Source organism: Deltaproteobacteria bacterium, from assembly GCA_029210625.1.
GTDB lineage: Bacteria > Myxococcota > Myxococcia > SLRQ01 > SLRQ01 > JARGFU01.
The window spans coordinates 194493-215998 of sequence record JARGFU010000006.1 but is presented as its reverse complement, the minus strand read 5'-3'; the positions used below and the strand labels follow the sequence as shown (position 1 = coordinate 215998).

The following is a 21506-nucleotide window of genomic DNA, read 5'->3' as shown; positions in this document are numbered from 1 at the left end:
GACAGCTTGGAGCGGGGCCGGGCGGACGAGCGAGGCGCAGGTGGTGAGAGATGGCCGCTGACAAGGGACCCTTCCAGCCCCCCGTGGTGCTGGCCCTCGCCTGGACCCTGATCCTCGGGATCTCGCTCGGGACGCAGATCACGCAGGAGCAGAAGAACGCGCGGGAGCACTCCATCGAGGAGGCCGAGGGTGAGCTGCGCGGCTTCGCGCGGGTGCTGCGGCGGATCATGCAGCCTCCGGGGATCTTCACGCCGCCCACCGAGGACACCCCCATCCCCGAAGGCTGGGAGCGGGTCACGGCCACCACCCTGCTGCAGCAGCTCCACCCCCACCCCTCCGGCGCGGCGCCCCCGGGAGATCACGCGGATGCCTCCCTGGAGTTACACCGGATCGACGGTCTGGCCCTCACCGGCCACACCGATCTGGCGGGGACCCTCGCCCCGATCCTGGCGGGCGCGAACACCTCCTCGGCCGTGTTCGACCACGAGGGGAAGCCGATGGTCCACAGCCTGGCCGCCCTGCGGGCCGGGCCCGGCTGCATCCGCTGTCACTCCGACAAGCGCGAGGGCGAGCTCCTCGGCGTGATCCTCACGGAGCTGCCGATGGTCCGGCACCAGGCGATCGCCGACACCCACACCCGGCTGATGCTGGGCTGGCACGGCGCCGTCTGGGGGATCGGCCTGCTGGGGCTGGCCCTCTGGGGCCGGAGGCGGTGGCGGGCGATGCGCCAGCACGACGCCGACCAGGAGGCGCTCCTGGCGTCCGCCCAGCGCTACCAGCTCCTGGTCGAGTCGACCCAGGTGATCACCTGGGAGCTGGACCTCGAGAGCCGCCGCTTCACCTACGTGGGACCCCAGGCCGGGGCGATCTCCGGGTACCCGGCCGCCGCCTGGACCGACCTCGACGCCTGGGCCGGGATGATCCACCCGGAGGACCGGCAGGAGGCGATCGACACCTGCCTGGGCGCCACCCGCCGCCTCGAGGATCACGCGCTCGAGTACCGGATGGTCAAGCCCGACGGCACCATCCTCTTCGTCCGGGACATCGTCTCGGTGTTGGCGAGAGAGAGCGAGCCGGTGGAGCTGCGGGGCATCATCATCGACCTCACCGCCGAGCGCCGGATCGCCGAGGAGCGCGAGAGCCTCGAGGCTCACCGCCGCCGCACTCAACGCATCGAGAGCCTGGGCGTCCTCGCCGGGGGGATCGCCCACGACTTCAACAACCTGCTCACGCCCATCCTGGGGCTCTCCGAGATGACGATGCACGAGCTGCCCGAGAACAGCCCGATGCGCGACAAGCTCCGGCAGGTGGTGGTGGCGGCGGAGCAGGCCGGGGATCTGGTGCGCCAGATGCTCACCTTCAGCCGCGGCGAGCAGAAGTGCCGCTCCCCCCTGACCCTGGCGCCCCTCGTCGGCGAGAGCCTGAGCTTCCTGCGCGCCTCCCTCCCGGCGAACATCGAGCTCGAGCGGCACTTCCCCCAGGAGCCCCTGGTGGTGGCGGCCGAGCCGACCGAGGTGCACCAGATCATCCTGAACCTCTGCACCAACGCGGCCCACGCCATCGGCGCCGATCAGGGCACCATCGAGGTGTGGCTGGACCGGATCGAGGATCCCCTCGAGCAAGGTGGCGCGGAGCCCGCGCCGATCCGCCACAGCGTCCGGCTCCAGGTCCGCGACGACGGCTGCGGGATGGACCCCTCGGTCCTGGACCGCATCTTCGACCCCTTCTTCACCACCAAGGAGGGGAGCCAGGGGACGGGGCTCGGGCTCTCGGTGGTGCACGGGATCGTCCAGGGGCTCGGCGGACGGATCCTGGTCGACAGCCGGCCCGAGGTGGGGACCACCTTCTCGGTGATGCTGCCGCTCGTGGAGGGGGGCGAGCAGGTGACCGCGAGCGCCCGGGCGGCCGCGCTGCTGCCCACGGGCCAGGAGACCCTCCTGCTGGTGGACGACGAGCCGGTGATCCTCGCCATGAGCCGGCAGTACCTCGAGGGCCTGGGCTACAAGGTGCTCAGCGCCACGAACGGCGCCGCGGCGCTGGAGCTCTTCGACGCCTCGCCCGAGGCCATCGACCTGATCGTCACCGATCAGGGGATGCCCGGGATGACCGGCCTGGAGCTCTGCCACGAGCTCCACACCCGCCGGCCCGAGCTCCCCTGCATCCTCGCCACCGGCTACGGCGCCGGCCTCGAGTCCCACCAGCGTGAGCGGGGAGCCCTGGCGGCCCTGCTGGAGAAGCCCTTCTCGGTCCTCACCCTGGCGCGGCTCGTCCGGGAGATCCTCGACGGCGAGTCGGGCGGAGAGCGCTACTCGTCCATCGAGTAGCTGTCGCCGCCGGCGGCGAAGCGCTCCACCCCGGTGGCGATGGTGCCGCCGCACTTCGGGCAGCTGGCCAGCTGCTCGTGGAGGGGCAGCTCGGCGCCGCAGAACTCGCAGCGGCGCACCAGCACCTCGGTCTGGAAGGCCGGGAAGATCCAGGTGGGGTTCGCGCCCGCCTCGGTCCGCTGGCAGACCCCCCGCGCCTCGAGGAGGAGCATCGCCGCGTCGATCTTGCCGCCGAGGGCTCCGAGCTCGGCCAGCAGCTCACCCCGGGAGAGCTCACCCTCCGAGGTGCGCGCCAGGGTGAGGATCCGCGAGGCCAGGACCTCCGGCTCCTCCGAGCGCGCCACCCGCAGGAGCTTCAGACCCAGGCCGGTGGCAGCGGCGCCCCCGAAGAGGCCCACCGCGGCGATGGCCAGGCGGCGCAGCTGGCCGTCGGCGCCGACCAGGAAGAGCAGCCCGAGGAGGACACCGAGGACGCCGCAGAGGGTCAGGAGGGATCCGGAGAGCCGCTTCATCTCGTCCCCTTCACCACTGGCTGTCCGCCTGGCGCGAGAGCTCCTCGCCCATGGTCTCGAAGAAGCTCTGGATCTTCTCCTCGGTGTAGGTCTTCTCCATCACCGCCTCGATCTGCGCCGCGAAGTCCCGGGGGTGCAAGCCCTTCTCCACGTTGGCGGCGGACTCCAGCTGCCCGAAATGCTTCGCGTACTGCACGGCGGCGCCCGGCACGTCGATGTCGAGCTTGCCCACCGGGTAGCGGTTCTCGGTGTCGATCATCCCCTCGACGCTCTCCTTGAAGTTCGAGAGCCCGGAGATGAGGCCCCGCACCAGGCCGATGATCTCCTGGCAGGCCTTCACGCCGGTGGAGAAGCGCCGGTGGTGCAGGTTGAGCTCGGCGACCTCGAGGAGGGAGCCGAGGAGGTCCGGCCGGTCCTCCAGCAGGCGCTTGCCGCAGATCGCGCAGAAGTGCTGCTCGGGATGGTTGGGGGTCTGGCAGCGCTCGCAGGGTCGGGCCCCGGTGGTCGGGACCGCCGGGAGCACCGGCTCGCGCTCGAAGAGCACCTTCTCCAGGGCGCTGCGCTCCAGGAGCTGCGGCCGGACCTGCTCGATGTGGTCGATCTTGGCCTGCACCGCCTGGGCCTGGGTCGTGCGCTCGATCCACATCTCCCGCAGCTGGACCTCGAGCTCGGCCCACTTGCCGTCCGCCTTCTGCCAGGAGTTCCGCAGGCCCTCGATCCGGCCGAGGACGTCCTCCTGCTCCTCCCGGAGCACGTCCCGCTCCCGCTTCAGGTCGCGCAGGGCGAAGAGGTTCGAGAAGAAGCCGAAGCCGGAGCCGAGCTCGCGGAGCTGCTGCTGGTAGCCCTCGATCCGCGAGAGGAGCTCGGCGGCCCTCACCTTCAGGGCCTCCTCCTTCAGGTCGAGGTCCACGTTCTTCGCGTGCACCTTCTGCTCCTCCTCCTCGGAGCGTCGGCGGGCCTCCTCAGCCTGGAGGTCGAGCAGCGCCTGGCGCTCGCGCAGGGCGGCGAGCTCCTTCTCCAGGGCCGCCTCCGCCTCCTTCCAGGCCGCGTCGAGCTTCGCGTCGAGCCCCTCGGGCAGGCTGCCGCGCTTCTCCAGGAGGTGCGCGCCCAGCTGCGCCAGCTCTCCCTCCCGGGCCTTCTCGATCTCGGCGAAGAAGCTCTCGTACTTCTCCTGCACCTCGCAGAGCCGCTTCTCGGTGCGCGCCAGCACGCGCTTCCAGCCCTCGAGCTGCGATCCGAAGCCTTGCAGGTCACCCATCAGGAAACCCTCCTCTCGTCCTCTTCGACCGGGCGGACCCCGAAGGTGGCGCTCGCCTCACGGCCGGCCTTCCAGCGAGCGTAGCCCTCACGGTCGCCCCGCCCGGCGGCGCCGGGGATCTGCTCGAAGCTGCCGGCGGCGTCCCAGTAGAGCGGACAGGCGCCGGCGCAGACGTCCAGGTCCGGGCAGGCCTTGCAGGCCTCGGGCACGTAGCGCCGCTCGCTCCAGTAGCGCGCCGCCTCCTTCTCCCGGATCGCCTCGTAGCCCTCCTCCAGGAGCGAGCCCATCCCCTCGCTCGCCTCGAAGCTCGAGCAGGGCAGCACCCGCCCGGCCGGATCGACCGAGAGGATCCCCGAGACGCAGGCGCAGGACTTGGCGCCCAGCTCGTGGAGGACCGGGTTGAAGAGGCAGTAGGGGATGGGCGAGTACCAGACGAAGCGGATCCCCTCCTCCTTCGAGGTGGCGAGGATCGCCGGCAGGCGCCCGGCGACCGCGTCGTAGCGCACGCCGATCTCCTCCTCGTCGCGCAGGGCTTCGCCGGTGGGGATGACCAGGTTCATGGAGAAGACCGAGGTCTTCAGCTCGCGGGCGGCGAAGCGCACCAGGGCCTCGGCGTGCTCCAGGTTGAGCCGGTTGAGGGTGGTGTTGGTGTGGACGTGCACGCCGTGCCGCTGCAGGTGCCCGACCGCCGCCGCCGTCTTCGCGAAGGCCCCGGGCTTGCCGACGATCCGATCGTGGAGCCCGGCCTCGGCGGCCTCGAGGGAGAGCTGCGCCGAGTCCAGGCCGGCCTGGGCCAGCGAGGCGGCGTAGGCCTCGTCGCCCAGCCGCACGCCGTTGGAGATGAGGTTGATCCGCAGCCCCAGCGCCTTGCCGTGGGCGATCAGCTCCGGCAGGTCCTTGCGCAGGGTCGCCTCGCCCCCGGTGAACGAGAGCGAGGGGACGTGGGTTTCGCGGTAGATGATCTCCATCACCCGCTTCACCTCCTCGGTGCTCATCGTCCGCTGGGACTTCTCCCGGTGCGGGCTGGAGGCGTAGCAGAAGAGGCAGCGGTTCTGGCAGCCATAGGTCAGGGCGATCTCGGCCAGGGTCGGATAGCGGACCGTGCCGGGATCGAAGACGTCGAAGCGCAGCCCCGGGCGGGGGCTGTAGTCCTCGTTCAGCAGCGCCCGCACGGCGCCCATGAGATCGGAGGCGTCGGACTCCAGGCGCTCGACGGGGATCCGGAAGCTCTTCGCCAGGCGCGGCAGCTCGCGGGCGGCGCCCTCGCTCCCCGGCCGGTAGAGCGCCCGCAGGATCGTGGCGGCGCTCTCGTTGAGCCCCAGGGTCTTGTCCGGCCGGATCATCAGGACCCCGTCGGCCTCCCGGACGAAGAGCACCTCCCGGGTGGAGGCCACGAAGTCGTCGATGCGCTGGTGGAGTGCCGTTTCCATCTAGAAGCTCCCGGCGCAGGAGGAGACGCAGGCGGAGTGGCAGGCCGAGTGGCAGGCGCAGGCGGAGTGGCAGGCCGAGTGACACGCCGAGTGGCAGGCCGAGTGACACGCCGAGTGGCAGGCGGAGTGGCAGGCGTCGTAGCCCTGGGTGGCGATGGCCGGCAGCGCGATGTTCGCGCCCGCCGCCCGGGCGGCCTCGGTCGCCTCGGCTCTGGCGACGGCGTCGTTGTCGAAGTTGAAGAAGCGCTCCAGGCCCTCGACCGTCGCCGCCGCCCCCGACTCGATGCTGGTGACCAGCCCCTCGGCGAAGCCCTGCACCTGCGCGGGAACCCCGCCCAGGGTCGGCTCGGTGCGCGCCGAGGTGAGGGCGGCGAGGGCCGAGTCCGCGGGCGCGCTCGGGGCCACCGTGCCGAGGGTGTCGCTGCTGCGATCGAAGAAGCCGTCGTGGAGGTAGAGCCAGGCGTAGTGGTGCTGGAAGGTCTCGCCGCGCCGGACCTCGGGCGTGGCCTCGAGGACCCGCCAGGCCTCCTCCGAGCGGCCCTGCGCCCGGGCCAGGGTCGCCTCGGTGTCGGCCCGCCAGGTCTTCGCCCGGGTCTGAGTCGCCAGCTGCGCCAGCACCTCCTGCACCCCCTTGCGGGAGAGCAGGCCACGCTCGTCGATGTGCTGGAGGAGCGTGCGCTGGGCCTCGGTGGCCGCCTCCCCGGCGTCGACGATCTCCAGCTGCAGGGGGTTGCGCCGGACGATGCGCACCGCCCCCGCCTCCTGGAGCTGGAGCACCAGGAGGTTGACGGCCTTGATCGGCCGGTGCCCGAGGAGCGCGGCCTCCTCGGCCTCCAGGTCCACGACGTGCCCGGGCTTCTGGAAGGTGGCGACCGTGATCTCCGGCGCCAGGTACTCGGGGCCCTCCTTCTCCAGCCACCGGCCGATCACGGGATGCAGGCGCAGCAGCGAGACGACGCCCGCGAAGATCCCCGCGATCAGCATCCAGAGCAGCCGCAGGGGGACCAGGGTCCCGGTCAGGCCGAAGATCGTCCCCGAGAAGAGGCCGATGACCTTGAACTTGCCCGCCGGCAGGAAGACCCTCCGGAGCAGGCGGGTCCCGGCGAGACGGTCGATGATCCAGAGCGGCAGCCCCAGGATCAGGAAGGCGATCCCCAGGAGGAGGGCGTTGAAGACGAAGGCGAAGATCGTCCAGAGGACGAGGCCGCCGATGACCTCCTCGAGGGTGAGGGACTCGTCGTACTCCGCAGAGGAGTCCTCGCCCGGGTAGCCCTGCGCGAGGTCGGGGACGCCGTCCGGCTGGTGCTCGACGGTCTCGGTGAGGCGCAGCTCGGGGAAGGCCTCCCGGGGGAGGTAGAGCCGAAGCAGGTGCACGTCCTCGGCGGCCATCCCCTTCTGCTCGGCGTAGACGGTGAGCCGGCGCTCCTCGCGGTAGTCGGTGTAGACCCAGGCCTGGTGATCCTGCTGCCCGAAGGTCGCCGGATCGGTCTTCAGCCCGAAGCCGTCGACCATGGCGGGGGTGATGTCCTCGTGCTCCGCGACGACCGCGGGATCGAGGGCCAGGGGCAGCACCAGGTGGATCACCGACTTCCCGATCGGCAGGACCCAGCGGATGGGGTTGAACCAGACCGCGACCGTCTCCACGCCCTCGACCGCACCGGCGGGCTCGACGAAGAGCTTGTCGTAGCGGTGGTGCAGCTCGATCGTGTAGGTTCCGCCCGCGCGGGTGGAGAAGCCGCCGAAGTCGATCCGGTAGTAGTCCCCGCCCACCGCCGAGACGCTCGCCTCGTGGGTGGCCTCACCCTCGCGCAGCAGGGCGCGGGTGAAGTGGACCGGCGAGTAGAAGGGCCCAGCCTGGCGGATGAAGCTGCGCCCCTCGTTGTCCCGGAAGGTGAGGGCATAGATGACGTCCATCCCCCCGTCGTCCTGGACGAAGGCCTGGGTGTCCTGCTCGAGGAGGGTCACGGGCTGCGCCCCGGCGGCGGTGGGCACCGAGCCGAGCAGGACCAGCAGGAGCGGGAGGACGGGCAGGAGCGCGGATCGCATGGCCTCTCCTTCTTCGTTTCGCGAGAGCGCGGGGATTCTACGGCCGAAGGTGGGTGGCTCCTAGTGCGGCGCATCGACTACCCTGGATCGGCGTGACTTCGTGCGGGGCACGGGAGGGGCGGATGAGCTGGAAGCGGATCGTTGTCTGTCTGGCCGCACTCGGGGTGGGGGCTCCCGCCCTGGCCCAGGATCTGATCGTCACCGAGCTCGCCGCGCCGCCCTCGGCCCCCGCCGGCACCCCCTTCGAGGTCACGGTCACGGTCGAGAACCAGGGCACGGTGGACGCCGGCGCCTTCGCCATCCGGATCTGGAGCGACGACCACCCGGTGGTGACCACCTCCTGCGACTACCTCGGCCGCACGGTGGTCGCGAGCCTGCCCGCCGGGGCCTCCCTCCCGGTGACCTTCGAGATCCAGAGCCCGGGCGACTACCGCGACGACGTCTACTACCTGGCCGCGAAGGTCGACGCCGAGGGCGACGTCGACGAGACCGACGAGGACAACAACTGGCTGGAGCAGGACACGATGACCTTCGAGGTGTCCGCCGACATCACGATCCGCTCGGCCAGCATCCCCTCGAGCGCCGCGGCGGGGGCGCTCGTCAAGCTACAGGTGACCCTGGCCAACGAGGGGACGGGCACCGTCTGCTGCTTCGACCTCGGCGTCTTCCTCTCCGACAACGAGCAGGTCACCAACAACGACACCCGGATCCACACCCGCTGGATCGGCAACCTCCTCCCGGGCGAGGGAGACCAGATCACCGTCGCCTTCAGCCTGCCCGAGGAGCTGCCCCTGGGCACCTACCAGCTCGGCCTCCTGGCCGACCTCGACGACCGCATCCCCGAGCTGGACGAGACGAACAACGCCTTCACCGCCCCCTTCCAGGTGCGTAACCCCAGCGGCCGCCTGGTCTTCGTGACCCCGCCCCGGGTGCTCGGCCCCTCCGAGTGCTCGCCGCCGATCCGGGTGCAGGCCCAGGACCTGGAGGGCAACCCGCGCCCCCCGCCGGAGGACACCAAGATCACCCTGATCCGCTCGAGCCTCTACACGCGCCCCGACCCCCTCTGCGCCCGGGACACCGACTTCGCCGTGCTCGAGGCGAGCTCCAACCTGGCCACCTTCTACGTGGACTACCCGCACCCGGGGCGGAGGACCGTGGAGGTCACGGCGCCCGAGCTGATCAGCGCCCGCCAGACCCAGCTCATCGTCGAGGCCCCGGAGGAGGGCGGCACCTACGTCACGCTGGACTACGTGCAGCTCTCCCGGAAGGCCGTCGCCGGCCAGGCCGTGCGGCTGCAGCTCTCGGTCACGGTCCCCTCGGAGCTGCCCCTCGAGGAGGTCGTGATCCAGCCGGCTCACGTGGGCTTGCAGACCCTCGCCATCGACGGCGTGCCGGTGAGCGGGCTCGACGGAAGCGTGGTGGTCGGAGCCATGCAGGCCGGCGACCAGCGGACCTTCGAGATCGAGGCCATGCCCGAGCTCGGCCGCCTCTCCGCCTCCAGCCTCGTGGTGGTGGGCTTCGGCCTGGAGGGCAGCAGCGAGGCCTACGAGGTCGTCTCGCCCCAGGTCGACCTCGTGATCACCGGCCGTGGCGGCGGCGCCGAGTGCGGCACGCCCGGCGGCGAGGCCCCCGCAGCCTTGCTCGCCGCCCTGCTCGGCGGGCTCCTCCTCCGGCGGCGCCGGCGCTGACCCGGGGTCAGCGGGAGAGCCAGTAGACGAAGCCGGGGATGTCGGTGACCCCGACGAGGATGAACCAGGTGTCGGTGACGGCCTTCACGTTGCGGAAGCCGACGCCGACCCGGAGGCGGTTGCCCAGCCAGCAGGTGTGGACCCCGATGCCGGCGCCGTCGCGCAGGCCGTTGTCGGGCCGGAAGATGGTGCGGTGGTACATGGGGGTGGCCCCCAGGCTGGAGATCGGCCCCAGGTCGAAGAGCCCCGTGAGGTCGAGGCCCAGGACGAAGTAGTTCTCGAGGCCCTCGGCGTAGGCGGGCGGGAAGAGGCCGCCGGCGATGCCGAAGCTGGCGCGCAGGCCGACCTTGGTGCGGGCCGAGGCCGACCAGGTCGGCTGCCAGGAGAGCAGGATGTCTCCCTCGTGCAGGTCGAGGGCGACCTCGTAGGGGATCACGTAGCGCCAGTACCACTGCTCGGGCGCGGTGGAGGGAGCGAAGCTGAAGCGCGGGTAGATGTAGGTGGCCGACTGCAGGGCGTGGGCGGCGGCCCCGACCCCGCCGGGGGAGGCGCGCTGGCGCAGTCGCCGATCGGGCTCCCGCTTCCGGTAGAGCTTCTGCGCCCGCTTCTCCAGGAGCACCAGGCGGGTCGTCATCCGCCGGGTGATCTCGTGCGCCCAGCGGCCGGGGTCGGCCATGATCTGGGCCAGCAGGGGTTGGCCTCCATCGTCGAGGGGCGTCGGCTCGAAGCCCTCCGCCTTCAGGTGCTGGAAGAACTCGTACTCGATCCGGAAGGTGCGCACGGGCGCCTCGGGGGGCGGCGCGGAGCGGGCCTTCTCGAGCCCCTCGTAGATCGTCTGGAAGGTCCGGTCGGGCACGGGCATCTTCGCGTAGGCGAAGGCCAGCTGACCCGAGGGGCCGAACTCCCGGCGGGCCAGGAGGGCGAAGAGGTAGCGGCCGCGCGGGCTCCGGTCGAGGCCGAGGGCGTCGTGCAGGCGCTCGGCGGTGCGGGAGAGGCAGCCCCGGGAGGGGCCGCCGGTGGGGTGCGGGTTGGCCTCCCACCGACGCTCGCAGAGGTAGGAGGCGGTGAGCACCACCGCGTCGTAGACGCCGACCTGGTAGTCGTACTCCCGGAACTCCCGCTCCAGGAGGGCGGCGAAGTCACCCAGGAGCGCGCCGGTGATGGGCGCCCCGCGGCTCGTGACCAGGATGTGGCGGTCGGCGTGGACCGAGGCCCGACCCAGGGAGAGGCGCCGGGCCAGATCGCCGGCCTTGTCCCCGAGGGCCTGCAGCCCCTCGGCGATGCCCCAGGCCAGGCGCTCCCGGAAGAGCGTGGGATGCCCGCGGCACTCCACCCGGCTCTCCCTCCCCTCCTCGGGGAGGCAGTCGCTCAGGATGCCCTCGGCCTCCAGGGCCTCGCGCGCGAGGGTGCCGTCGACCGGCACCCGCTGGTGCTCCTGGAGCAGGCCGAGGAGGGCCGCGCCCCGGCGCAGCGCCGCCGGGCAGTCCGGCACCTCCTCGAAGAAGGCCGCGAGGGCGTCGCAGCGGGAGAGGCGCATCTCCCGCTCCAGGGCGTCGGCGGTCTCCCGGGCCAGGCCGGGCAGCTGGTTGCGCCAGCTCTCCCCGGCGAGCTCCTGGTAGAGCTGGATCGTCCGGGCCGTCCCCACCGCGCCCAGGAGCATGGAGCTCTCGGTGCCGACGCTGAACTCCCGCTCGCGGCAGACCGGCAGGTGGGGCATCCGCTCGCACTGCGGCTGCACCCGCTTCGGCTCGGGCGTCGAGCGCACCCGGTGGGGATCCACGTAGAGGTAGGTCGCGGGCAGCGCCTCCTCGGCGTCCCCCCGCCCGGACTCGGCGAGGCGGCGGGCCAGCCCGATGGGCAGGTTGTCGAAGAGGCCGCCGTCGGCGAAGTCGGCCTCCGCCAGCACGTAGCCCGCCGGGCAGACCAGCTGATCGGCCTCGGGCGGCAGCCGCCGGCGCTGGGCGTCGCCGAGCACCGCCCCGGGGCGGCAGTGGAGGAGGCGGCGGCGACCGAAGGCCACGGGGAAGGCGCTGCTGGTGAAGATCGCGTCCAGCACCCGCTCGTCGTCCAGGAGGAAGGGGCGCGCGTGCTCGTGGCGCGGCAGGAGGAGCATGTCGGGGTCGGCGAGGCCCGGGAAGGCGTCCGGCTCGAAGACGAAGCGCACCCGGCGGTCCTCCCCCACCCGCATCACGAAGGGCACGAAGAACTTCTGGTTCTCGACCTCGACGTTGCCGAGGCTGACGACCTCGGGCTCGACCCGGGTGAGGGTGACGCCGAGGGAGATCTCGCAGCCCGGCCGGAAGCGCGGCTGCCGCCAGGCCCGCTTGAGGGCCCGGGCCCCGACCAGCAGATCGTGGCGGGCGAAGAGCGCGTCGTCGGCGGCGTAGAGGTCGGAGTCGGCCCGCGAGGGCAGCATCCGGTTGAGGTCCGGCGGGATCCAGGCGTCGCGGAAGACGTTGTCGGTGAGCCGATCGGGCAGGCCGCCCTCCTCCTCCGGGAGGGAGCACCAGGAGAGCCCGGCGAGCAGGGTGTTGATCGCCCCCGCCGAGGCCCCCGAGAAGCTCGCGGGCCGGAAGGTGCGCAGGCGGCCGCCGTCCACGCCGGCCTCCCCCGAGGTCCGTGCCAGGAGCTCGAGCAACCCCCAGGTCAGCCCGGCCTCGTAGGCCCCCTTGCTCGCGCCCCCGCTGATCGCGAGGGCGAAGCGCAGCGCGGGTTCAGGTCCCGGCACCAACCCAGCCTCCGCCTCCGCCTCCGCCTCAGCTTCCGCCGCCGCCTCGGGCAGCGGCCCGGGCTCCGCCGGGCGCTCCGGCTCCCCGCCGATCGCGGCGGGCTCCGGGGTCTGGGCCGGCGAGGAGGCCGGCGTGACGAGGAGGAGAGCGAGGAGCAGCGGGAGGCGGGCGCGCTTCACCGCTCAATCATGCGACGGAGCCGCCCCCGGAACCATCCCCGGTGGCCCTCCCTTTCGCCCTTGCCCTCGGGCCAGAGGTCGGCATGATGCGCGGCGCACCTCCACCGACCGCCGGAGACCCACCCCTATGGCCCTCTTCCAGAAGCCGCCCTCCACGCCCGAGGAGCACGAGCTCGCCCGCCCCCTCGACCTGCCTCCCGGCAAGGTCCTCGAGTACGACGAGGAGCAGTGGTACGCCGAGGTCTACCGGGGCGACGACGTCCCGCAGCTCACCCTGCGGGCGGTGGCCATGGGCTCGCTGCTCGGCTTCCTCCTGGCCTTCACCAACCTCTACATCGGTCTGAAGACGGGCTGGGGCCTGGGCGTGGCGATCACCGCGTCGATCCTGGCCTACGCCTTCTGGAACGTGCTGATGAAGGCCGGCATCGCGCGCTCGCCGATGACCATCCTCGAGACCAACTGCATGCAGTCCACCGCCTCCTCGGCGGGCTACGCCACCGGCGGCACCATGGTCTCGGCGATCGCGGCGCTGCTGATGCTCTCGGCGACGCCCGAGAACCCGGGCGGGGCCCACCTCTCCTGGCCGGTGCTGGCGGCCTGGACCCTCTTCCTCGGCGCCCTCGGGACGGTGATGGCCATCCCGATGAAGCGCAACATGATCAACCGCGAGAAGCTGAAGTTCCCCTCGGGGACCGCCGCCGCGGTGACCCTGCAGTCGCTCTTCTCCCGGGGCTCGGAGGCGCTCAAGAAGGCCCGGGCCCTGATGTGGTCGGCCATCTTCGGCGGCGCCTTCCCCCTCCTCATCGAGCTGCAGGTCATCAAGGAGAAGGCCGCCGGCGCCGTCGAGGCCACCCGCCGGGCGCTGCTCCCCGCCGAGTCCCACCTCTTCGATCTGCTCCACCTCCCGGTACCGGGCACCCACCTCGCCGACGGCGCCGCGGTGGCCAACAAGCCCTCGGACTGGACGATGGTCTTCGACCACAACCCGGTGATGATCGCCGCCGGCGCCCTGGTCGGGCTGCGGGTCGCCATCTACATGACGATCGGCGCGCTCCTGCTGGTCTACGTCGTCGGGCCCCTGGGCTACGAGTCCGAGTGGCTCTCTCCCGCCGCGGGCGAGATGGTGCGGGCGACGACCCAGCCCTGGCGCGCCTGGAAGGAGATCGGCATCTGGCTGGGGGTGCCGATCATGGTCTCGTCGGGCCTCCTCTCCTTCGCCCTGCAGTGGCGGACCATCGCCCGGGCCTTCACGGGCCTGCTGGGTGGCGGCAAGGAGTCGGACCTGGTGGCGAGGACCGAGGTCCCCTTCTCCTGGTTCGGCTGGGGGACCGCCCTCTCCGGCGCCGCGGTGGTCACGGTCTCGGCCGCCTTCTTCAACATCCCCTGGTACTACGGCGTGCTCGCCGTGGCGCTCACCTTCGTCCTCTCCCTGGTCGCCTGCCGGGCCACCGGCGAGTCGGACATCACCCCGGTGGGGCCGATGGGCAAGATCATGCAGCTGACCTACGGCGTCCTGATCCCCCAGTCGACCACCGCCAACCTGATGACCGCGAGCATCACCGCCTCGGCCGCCGGCTCCTCGGCGGATCTGCTCAACGACCTGAAGAGCGGCTACCTCCTGGGCGCCAACCCCCGCCGGCAGTTCCTGGCGCAGTTCATGGGCATCTTCGCCGGCACCATCGCCACCGTGGCGGGCTGGTACCTGCTGGTGCCCGACGCCACGGTGCTCACCGGCGTCGATGGCGCCGCGCCGAAGTTCCCGGCCCCGGCCGCCCAGGCCTGGAAGGCCGTGGCCGAGGTCTTCCGCATGGGCCTGGAGAACATGCACCCCATGCACCAGCAGGCGATCATCTGGGGCCTCGTCCTCGGCGCCGCCATGGTCGCCCTCGAGCAGCTCCTGCCGAAGTACCGGGACTGGCTGCCCTCGGCCACCGGCATCGGCCTCGGGCTGATCCTGCCCTTCCAGTACCCGCTCTCGATGCTGATCGGCGCCGTGGGCGCCGCGATCTGGACGAAGCGCGACGCCGAGGGCGCCGAGAACTACCTCGTGCCCGTGGCGGCCGGCGTGATCGCCGGCGTCTCGATCATCGGCGTGCTGGTCGCCGCCCTGAACAACCTGGTCCTGGTCGGCTAGGCGTTCTCGGCCAGCATCTCCTCGCTCCACATGATGTTGCCATCGAGCGAGGACCAGGTCTCATCCGAGCGCAGGGTCTTGGTCACGTAGAGGGCGTGCAGGACCGCCTGCCCCTTCACCCGCGCCGCCACCTCGGCGTAGAGCTCCCGCCGGGTGACCCAGAGGCGCTCCCCCGAGCCATCCTCCCAGCCGGTCTTCTCCGCCCAGTCGTCCTTGACCAGGTTCACCCGCAGCACCTCCTCGGTGCCCGCGTGCTTCATGGCCAGCTGCGTGCACCAGCCCTTGATCTCGCCGGCGTCCTCGCCGGGGTAGACGTCCTCGCGCAGCGTGATGAGCTTGGCCCGCTCCCGCCGGTTGGCGAGGTTCTTCTCCCGGAGGGCCTCCATCGCGGCCGCGATGGCCTGCCGCTCGGGCCCATCCTCGGCGAAGGCGGGCGCATACTGATCGGGGAAGGCCGCGAGGATCTCGAGGTTCTTCTCGCTGATGAAGGAGGGCTTGCCCTCCACCGGCCGGTCCAGCTGCGTCGAGCGGCTCTCGATCTCGTCCAGGCAGGCCTTCAGGAAGCGCTGCTTGCTCTCCTCGAAGAAGGCCGGCCAGGCATCGACGGCCGCCGAGACCTCGTCGATCTTCGCCTGGATGTGGGGGGCGGCCTCGAAGGCCTCGGCCGCCCGGTAGGCCTCGACCACCGGCAGGGCGGCCTCGAAGCGCTGCAGCTGTTCCATCAGCTCCGAGGCGTTCCCGGTGCGGTGCCCGAAGGTCGTCAACGCCTGGAAGCGGCTTCCCCACTCCTCCTCGAGCGCTCTGCGGCCAGCCTCGGCCTCGGCGCTGGCCTCGGCAGCGGCCGCAGCCTCGGCCCCGGCCTGCTCGGCGGCGGCGAGGGCCTCGTCGTAGGCTCGCCGGACGTCCTGATAGTCGGGGTCCTGGTCGTCGAACTGCCCGGCATACATCCGCTCGATCTCCTCGAGGGTGTTGCGGGCGTAGTCGAGCTTGCCGCGCGCCAGGAAGTCGCGGGTGTCCTGGATGCGCTTGCTCACCCCCCCGGGGAGCCTCGCCGGCGCGGCGGCGGCCGCCGACGGGGTGGCGGCCTCACCGGCCGGAGCGGCGGCCGCCTTCACCGGGGGAGGCGGAGCCTGGGTGGACTTCGCGGGCCCCGCGGCCGGAGGAGGCGTGGGCAGCGCCTGGGTGGAGAGCGGCCCGGAGGTCGCCTTCCCCGTGCGCTTGTCCAGGTCCTTGCGCAGCTTGGCGGCCTTGTTGGTGCCCTGCTTGACCTGGAAGTCGTCCGGATCGACCTGCGCGGCCTGCGCCAGGGCAGCCTCGACCCCGTCGAGCAGGGCGTAGGCCTCGTCGAACTTGCCGCCGAAGAACTGGTTCTGCCCCTTGCGGAGCCCGTCGTTGATGTCCTTGATGAGTGCCTTCAGGTCCGCCACGGCGCCTCCCTCTCTCCTCTGGCTATTCGTCCTTGCTGTCCCCGAGAACACCTCGCGGGCAGCCTACTCCCCGATCAGGAGGTCCATGGCGCGCTTCAGCTCGTCGTGGATCGTCTTCACGTCGGCGTCGTCCCAGGGCTCTTCGCGCACGAAGGTCGTCTTGTCGTCCCGGTTGTCGAAGCGGGCGGTGCGCAGCATGAAGGTCTCGCCGTGGGCGTCGATGCGGATGTGGTCGGGCTTGCCGGAGGTCTCCAGCAGCCACTCCATGTCGTCGCAGCCGTAGTCGTCGAGCATCACGCAGAGCGGGACCCCGTGGTAGATCGAGGTGTCATCGACCCCCGGGGGTGGCACGGCGCGCGCGAAGTTCTTGCGGCGGGACTCCTCGGGATCGACCCAGACGTTGAGCACCGCGGCCTCCCGCAGGATCTGGGGGGAGAGGCGGCTGACGCAGTAGGCGTAGCCGAAGGGGGGATCCAGCGGCATCGGGCCCTCGGGGCCGCCCCGGGCGAACTCGATGACCAGGGTCTCGTCCGCCTTCAGGCCGGCCTTGCAGAGGGCGACCTTGTGGTCGTTCACCTTGCGGGCCGCCTTGTCCAGCTGCACGTCCATCACGTCGAGCACGTCCTGGGGCAGGCGGCCGAGCTTGATCTTGGCGCCGGCGCGCTGCTGGGCGGCGTCGATCCGCGCGAAGAGGTCGAGGGCCGGGTGGTCCGAGGTGGTGTCCTTCTGGGCCACCAGGTCGGCGTAGTCCTCGTTGAGCAGCTCGACCAGGGTGCCCCACTCGTGCTCGTCGGCGAAGGAGCGATCGTGATCCTCGAAGAAGATGCAGCCGAGGTGGAGGATCTTGTCGGTGACCTCGTCGACCTCCCGCATGAACTCGACGTAGGGGTAGTCGTCGAGCTGCACGGTGGGCCCGATGTGGAAGGTCTCCCGGCACTGCTCCGGGGAGAGCGAGGCCATGTACTTCCGCGCCTCGGACTTTCCGGAGGCGGGCAGGGCCAAGACCAGCAGGTGCTTGATGAAATCGGACATGGGACTCTCCTTCTCGAAGGGCGCGTTGGAAGCCGGCGACCCTAGCAAGAAGGGCCCCTGGAGCCCAGATCCTGTTGACCCGGAACGCGGGGCTAGCGCCCGGCCTCGATGGTCAGGCCCCAGCTCCAGAGGGTCCCGGTGAAGCCCGAGAGATCGTCGCTCACCCAGAGGGTCCAGGTGGCCGCCTCGCTCTGCCCGTCGAGGCTCGAGAGCAGGCCCTCGGGCCGGTAGCGGCCGGTGAAGGGCGGGGTCCCCGAGAAGATGGGCGTGCTGGCCTCGTCGTCGAAGATCGTCCCCGAGTAGTTGTCGAGGGAGCCGCCGTTGTCGGTGGAGAGCTCCACGCAGATGGGGGGGTTCACCCCGTCGTCGTACTCGAGGAAGATGTCGAGGTCGGAGTCGTAGGTGTGGGTGATGTCCAGGGTGACGTCGACGTCGAGGATCGACCCGAGATCGGTCGTCACCAGGCTGCTCGAGACCGCGTTCGCGGCGCCGCAGCCGATGGCCGCGCCGGTGTAGGGGATCGCGAGGGCCGGGGAGAGGGAGTGGGTGGTCACCGTGAGCACCCCGTCCACGCCGTCGCAGTTCTGATCGTTGCCGTCACCGAAGGTGTCGCTGGCCTCCGGGTTGTAGCTGGCGTCCCCCTCCAGACAGTCGGGGCCCAGGTCGCAGCCGAGCCCGTAGCCGTCGAGGTCGGTGTCGGTGAGGCAGGTCGTGCAGTCGGCCCAGTGGCTGGCGGAGGACTCGTCGCAGTCCGGCCCCAGGTCGCAGGTGGGGCCCCCGCGCCCGTCGCCGTCGGTGTCCGTGGTGCACTGCCCGCAGTCGGCCCAGTGCAGCGGGCTGCTCTCGTCGCAGTCCGGCCCCAGGTCGCAGGTGGGCCCGCCTCGCCCGTCGCCGTCGGTGTCCGTCGTGCACAGCCCGCAGTCGGCCCAGTGCAGGCCATCGTCGGGGGCGCAGTCGGCGCCGAGGTTGCAGCCCGCGCCCCGGTCGTCACCGTCCGGGTCGAGGCAGGTGGCGCAGTCGTTCCAGTGGGCGCCGTCCAGGGGCGCGCAGTCCAGGCCGTCGTAGGTTCCGTCGCCGTCGGTGTCGACCGCGCAGCCGACGAAGAAGTCGTCGATGTAGAAGTCGTCGGTGCCGGTGCCGGAGCCCCGGGTGGTGAAGCGCACCTGGAAGGCCGGGTGGGAGACGCTGGCGCCGCTCAGGGTGCCGCTCCGGAGGCTGAAGCTGGCGTCGGTGCCGCTGTTGCCGGCGAGGTAGTCCGCCTGCACCCAGGTGACGCCATCGAAGTACTGGAGCATCAGGTAGTCTCCGCTGTCGGGCGACTCCGGGCCGCGCTTGACCCGGTAGGACCAGACCAGCGTGGCGCAGGTGCTGGTGTCCAGGGTGTTGCTGGTGAGGGTCGCGCTCCCGCCCCCCATGTTCAGCGAGTAGCTCGAGGAGTAGGAGTAGGTCGCGTTGATGGCGCCGTCGCCGGTGAGGGAGGACCACACCGCGGCGTTGGTGGCGCCCGTGTCGAAGTCGTCGTAGAGCCCGGGGCCGTCGAAGCCGCTGCAGTCCTGGTCGATCCCGTCCCAGGTGTCGTCCACCGCACCGGCGTTGCGCTGCGGATCACCGTCGTCGCAGTCGACCCCCAGGTCGCAGCCCGTGCCGTAGCCGTCGAGGTCGAGGTCCACGCAGACCCCGCAGTCGCTCCAGTGCGCGGGGGCGCCGTCGTCGCAGTCTCCGCCGAGGTTGCACTGGTCGCCGTAGCCGTCCTGATCCGCGTCGGTGCAGACGAGGCAGTCGTCCCAGTGGGCGACGCTGGTCTCGTCGCAGTCCGGGCCGGTGACGGTGGTGTAGGCGTCACAGGCCCCCCACCAGCCGTCGCCATCGGTGTCCTGGCAGGTGGCGCAGGTGGTCCAGGCGTTCAGATCGGTGTCGTCGCAGTCCGGGCCGGCGACCGTCACGTAGGCGTCGCAGCCCCCGTAGGCGCCGTCGCCGTCGAGGTCGCGGCACGTCCCGCAGGCCGCCCAGACGTTGGGGTCGAGGGTGTCACAGTCGACGCCCAGGTCGCAGCCGGGGCCGCGGTCGTCACCATCGCCGTCCTGGCAGAGGCCACAGTCGGCCCAGTGGGCGGGATCGCCCTCGTCGCAGTCCGCGCCGATGTCGCAGGCGGCCCCGTAGCCGTCGCCGTCCGCGTCCTGACAGAGGCCGCAGTCCTGCCAGTGGTCGCTGGCCTGATCGTCGCAGTCGGGACCGTCGACGGTCACGTAGGCGTCGCAGCCCACGAACCAGCCGTCGCCGTCCGCGTCGAGGCAGGCGCCGCAGGACGAGAAGACGTTGGGGTCGGCGTCGGAGCAGTCCGGCCCCGCCACGGTGACGTAGGCGTCGCAGCCCGCGTACTGGCCGTCGTGGTCGTCGTCCCGGCAGGTGGTGCAGGAGCCCCAGGCGTTGGGGTTGCGATCGTTGCAGTCGGCCAAGATGCCGCCGACGTAGGCATCGCAGGCGCCGTAGGCGCCGTCGGCGTCCTGGTCGACGCAGACCTCGCAGGTGCTCCAGGTCTCGGGGCGCGCGTCGTCGCAGTCGGGGCCCGCCACCGTCGCGTAGGCGTCGCAGCCGATGTACCGGCCGTCCCCGTCGACGTCGACGCAGCTCCCGCAGCTCGAGAAGTTGTTGGGGTTGGTGTCGTCGCAGTCGGCGCCCAGGTCGCAGCCGGCGCCATAGCCGTCGAAGTCGAGGTCGGAGCAGGTCCCGCAGTCCTGCCAGTGCAGGGCATCACGGTCGTTGCAGTCCGGACCGCTGACGCTCCCGTAGGCATCACAGCCCGCCCACCAGCCATCCCGATCGGCGTCGGTGCAGGTGGCGCAGCTGTCCCAGGCGTCCGGGTTGCCGTCGTCGCAGTCGGGCCCGGCGACGCTGCCGTAGTGATCGCAGCCCGCATACTCGCCGTCACCGTCCGCGTCCACGCAGGTGGCGCAGCCGAACCAGTTGTCGGGGTCGGCGTCGTCGCAGTCGGGGCCGGCGATCCCCACGTAGGCGTCGCAGCCCGCCCAGCTGCCGTCGAGGTCGGCGTCGGTGCAGGTGCCGCAGGCCTCCCAGGCGCTCGGCGCGTCGTCGTCGCAGTCCGCGCCGCGGTCACAGCCACCGCCCCGGCCGTCGCCATCGGCGTCCGTGCAGGCCCCGCAGTCGGCCCAGTGGTTGCCGTCCGTCTCGTCGCAGTCCGCGCCGGGGTCACAGCCGGCCCCGAAGCCGTCGCCGTCGGGGTCGGCGCAGGTGAAGCAGTCACTGAAGTGGAGCGGGTCGGCATCGTTGCAGTCGGGGCCCTCGTCGCAGTTCGCCCCCCGGCCATCACCGTCGGCGTCGACGCAGTCCGGGGTCGGCTCACCGGGGCAGCCCACCAGCAGCGACGACAGGAAGAGAAACGCGACTCCGAAACGGATCGACTGGCTCATCACGAGACCCCCGACGCACCTGCCGGCGCGTCGCCCCTCAATTGGTGATGCTCCGGCCCGCGGGAGGCAGCCGGGAGCTTGCATTCGGCTACTATTGGTGCTTCCCTGAACGTGTTGATTCCACAGATAGCACGCCCGGGAACACCCGGGCAAAGGAGTGCCGAGATGATGGGGAGGGGTAGAGGACTCGTCCTGGCGCTGTTGCTGGCGGTCTCCGGCTGCAACACCGGAACTCAGATCGATCTCACCGATCGTCCCTTGTTCGACAACGGGGTGAACGTCTTCGAGGCGCAGGTGGTCGACGGCCTGACCGGGACGCTGATCACGGACGCCACGATGCGGATCCAGGTGGGCCGTCACTATCTGGACGCCAACAACGACAACGGCTTCTACACGGTCTACGGCATCCCGGCGGGCTCCTTCCGGGTGCTGGTCAGCGCCGAGGGCTACACGGACTTCCGGGCGATGCGGACCTTCACCCGCAACGGCTCGCTGACCCGCGGCGACGCGCTCGACTACGAGTTCAACAACGTCCTGATGTACCCCGTGGGCACCGTGCCGGCCGACCTCGTCGTGTCGGTCTACGACGGCACCAACGGGGCCCCGGTGCCCGACGCCACGGTGATGGTCTCCCTGGAGTCGGTCAGCGCGGTCATCGACATCGACAGCCCGCTGGCGCCGAACATGGGCATCCTGCCCCCCACCCTCGGCGCGACCAGCGGCGTCGACGGCAAGGCGACCTTCGGCTTCGACACCCTCATCATGAACGGGCGCTACGAGATCGACGTCTTCGGCGCCCTCGACGCCGACGGCGTCTACCTGGTCCCGGTCTCCAACCGCACGGTGACGGTCGGGCAGCAGGTCCAGGAGATCGTGGTCTTCCTCTCCCGGCCGACCCTGACGCCGGTGGCGCTGACCGTGAACAACGAGGACGAGGGCTTCGACGCCGAGCTGGTCGTGACCTTCCCCTTCGCGGTCGAGCTCTGCAGCACCGACGCCGACCACGGGTGGAGCAACACCACCGGGCGCCACACCAACGTCGACACCGACTTCGACGGCACCGTGACCTCTCCCCACCCCGTGACGCCGGTCACCGCCACCCTGGGCGCCGGGAACACGGAGCTCACCCTCGCCTTCGACACCGAGAACGACGACGCGGGCGACGCCCTCTACGTCGAGTTCTGGGGCGTGAGCCTGCGACCGAGGGGTGCCTCGGCCGGGAGCTGCACCGACCTCGACAACGTCCCCCTGCGGAACACCGGCGGCTGGCCGGTGGTCGACACCGAGATCCACGTCCGGGCGGCGCCCTGACCGGAACC

At 71.4% G+C, this 21506-nt stretch carries 12 protein-coding genes; 4 read left to right on the top strand and 8 right to left on the bottom strand.

What is annotated here, in order from left to right:
• Positions 1 to 50 precede the first annotated feature (50 nt).
• The gene (locus P1V51_07785) at positions 51 to 2324 is read left to right on the top strand and encodes an ATP-binding protein (GenBank protein ID MDF1562929.1); all 2274 of its coding nucleotides are present in this window, start codon (positions 51 to 53) and stop codon (positions 2322 to 2324) included.
• Here P1V51_07785 and P1V51_07780 read toward each other — a convergent pair.
• The 4 genes from P1V51_07780 to P1V51_07765 are packed head-to-tail and all read right to left on the bottom strand — an operon-like array spanning position 2306 to position 7570.
• The gene (locus tag P1V51_07780; protein ID MDF1562928.1) at positions 2306 to 2836 is read right to left on the bottom strand and encodes a hypothetical protein; all 531 of its coding nucleotides are present in this window, start codon (positions 2834 to 2836) and stop codon (positions 2306 to 2308) included. The genes P1V51_07785 and P1V51_07780 overlap by 19 nt on opposite strands.
• Positions 2837 to 2846: 10 nt before the next feature.
• Positions 2847 to 4094, bottom strand: coding sequence for a hypothetical protein (locus P1V51_07775; protein MDF1562927.1), 1248 nt, complete (start codon positions 4092 to 4094; stop codon positions 2847 to 2849).
• The gene (locus tag P1V51_07770; GenBank protein MDF1562926.1) at positions 4094 to 5524 is read right to left on the bottom strand and encodes a radical SAM protein; all 1431 of its coding nucleotides are present in this window, start codon (positions 5522 to 5524) and stop codon (positions 4094 to 4096) included. The genes P1V51_07775 and P1V51_07770 overlap by 1 nt, the downstream gene beginning before the upstream one ends.
• Entirely contained in the window at positions 5525 to 7570 is a 2046-nt protein-coding gene (locus tag P1V51_07765; GenBank protein MDF1562925.1) for a hypothetical protein, read from the bottom strand.
• Positions 7571 to 7692: 122 nt separating this feature from the next.
• On the opposite strand from P1V51_07765, the gene P1V51_07760 reads away from it, so the two are divergent.
• A complete protein-coding gene (locus tag P1V51_07760) occupies positions 7693 to 9258 on the top strand; it encodes a CARDB domain-containing protein (GenBank protein ID MDF1562924.1) in 1566 nt (521 codons plus the stop codon).
• A 7-nt stretch (positions 9259 to 9265) separates the two neighbouring features.
• Here P1V51_07760 and P1V51_07755 read toward each other — a convergent pair whose 3' ends face one another.
• Entirely contained in the window at positions 9266 to 12166 is a 2901-nt protein-coding gene (locus tag P1V51_07755; protein MDF1562923.1) for a patatin-like phospholipase family protein, read from the bottom strand.
• 127 nt (positions 12167 to 12293) lie between these two features.
• On the opposite strand from P1V51_07755, the gene P1V51_07750 reads away from it, so the two are divergent.
• On the top strand, positions 12294 to 14300 hold the full coding sequence (locus P1V51_07750; protein MDF1562922.1) for an OPT/YSL family transporter: 2007 nt from the start codon (positions 12294 to 12296) through the stop codon (positions 14298 to 14300).
• On the opposite strand, the gene P1V51_07745 is transcribed toward P1V51_07750, so the two are convergent.
• The 3 genes from P1V51_07745 to P1V51_07735 form a co-directional block, all read right to left on the bottom strand.
• Positions 14297 to 15727, bottom strand: coding sequence for a hypothetical protein (locus tag P1V51_07745; GenBank protein ID MDF1562921.1), 1431 nt, complete (start codon positions 15725 to 15727; stop codon positions 14297 to 14299). The genes P1V51_07750 and P1V51_07745 overlap by 4 nt on opposite strands.
• 63 nt (positions 15728 to 15790) lie before the next feature.
• Entirely contained in the window at positions 15791 to 16759 is a 969-nt protein-coding gene (locus P1V51_07740) for a hypothetical protein (GenBank protein ID MDF1562920.1), read from the bottom strand.
• 92 nt (positions 16760 to 16851) lie between these two features.
• Positions 16852 to 20187: a hypothetical protein gene (locus P1V51_07735; GenBank protein ID MDF1562919.1), complete on the bottom strand. Its 3336-nt coding sequence runs from the start codon at positions 20185 to 20187 to the stop codon at positions 16852 to 16854.
• A gap of 165 nt (positions 20188 to 20352) precedes the next feature.
• On the opposite strand from P1V51_07735, the gene P1V51_07730 reads away from it, so the two are divergent.
• Entirely contained in the window at positions 20353 to 21498 is a 1146-nt protein-coding gene (locus P1V51_07730; GenBank protein ID MDF1562918.1) for a hypothetical protein, read from the top strand.
• Positions 21499 to 21506 lie beyond the last annotated feature (8 nt).

Coding starts and splice junctions, on each gene's coding strand:
- P1V51_07775 (MDF1562927.1), bottom strand. CDS start 4,094: ATGGGTGACCTGCAAGGCTTCGGATCGCAGCTCGAGGGCTGGAAGCGC.
- P1V51_07765 (MDF1562925.1), bottom strand. CDS start 7,570: ATGCGATCCGCGCTCCTGCCCGTCCTCCCGCTCCTGCTGGTCCTGCTC.
- P1V51_07740 (MDF1562920.1), bottom strand. CDS start 16,759: ATGTCCGATTTCATCAAGCACCTGCTGGTCTTGGCCCTGCCCGCCTCC.
- P1V51_07785 (MDF1562929.1), top strand. CDS start 51: ATGGCCGCTGACAAGGGACCCTTCCAGCCCCCCGTGGTGCTGGCCCTC.
- P1V51_07760 (MDF1562924.1), top strand. CDS start 7,693: ATGAGCTGGAAGCGGATCGTTGTCTGTCTGGCCGCACTCGGGGTGGGG.
- P1V51_07770 (MDF1562926.1), bottom strand. CDS start 5,524: ATGGAAACGGCACTCCACCAGCGCATCGACGACTTCGTGGCCTCCACC.
- P1V51_07750 (MDF1562922.1), top strand. CDS start 12,294: ATGGCCCTCTTCCAGAAGCCGCCCTCCACGCCCGAGGAGCACGAGCTC.
- P1V51_07730 (MDF1562918.1), top strand. CDS start 20,353: ATGATGGGGAGGGGTAGAGGACTCGTCCTGGCGCTGTTGCTGGCGGTC.
- P1V51_07780 (MDF1562928.1), bottom strand. CDS start 2,836: ATGAAGCGGCTCTCCGGATCCCTCCTGACCCTCTGCGGCGTCCTCGGT.
- P1V51_07735 (MDF1562919.1), bottom strand. CDS start 20,187: ATGAGCCAGTCGATCCGTTTCGGAGTCGCGTTTCTCTTCCTGTCGTCG.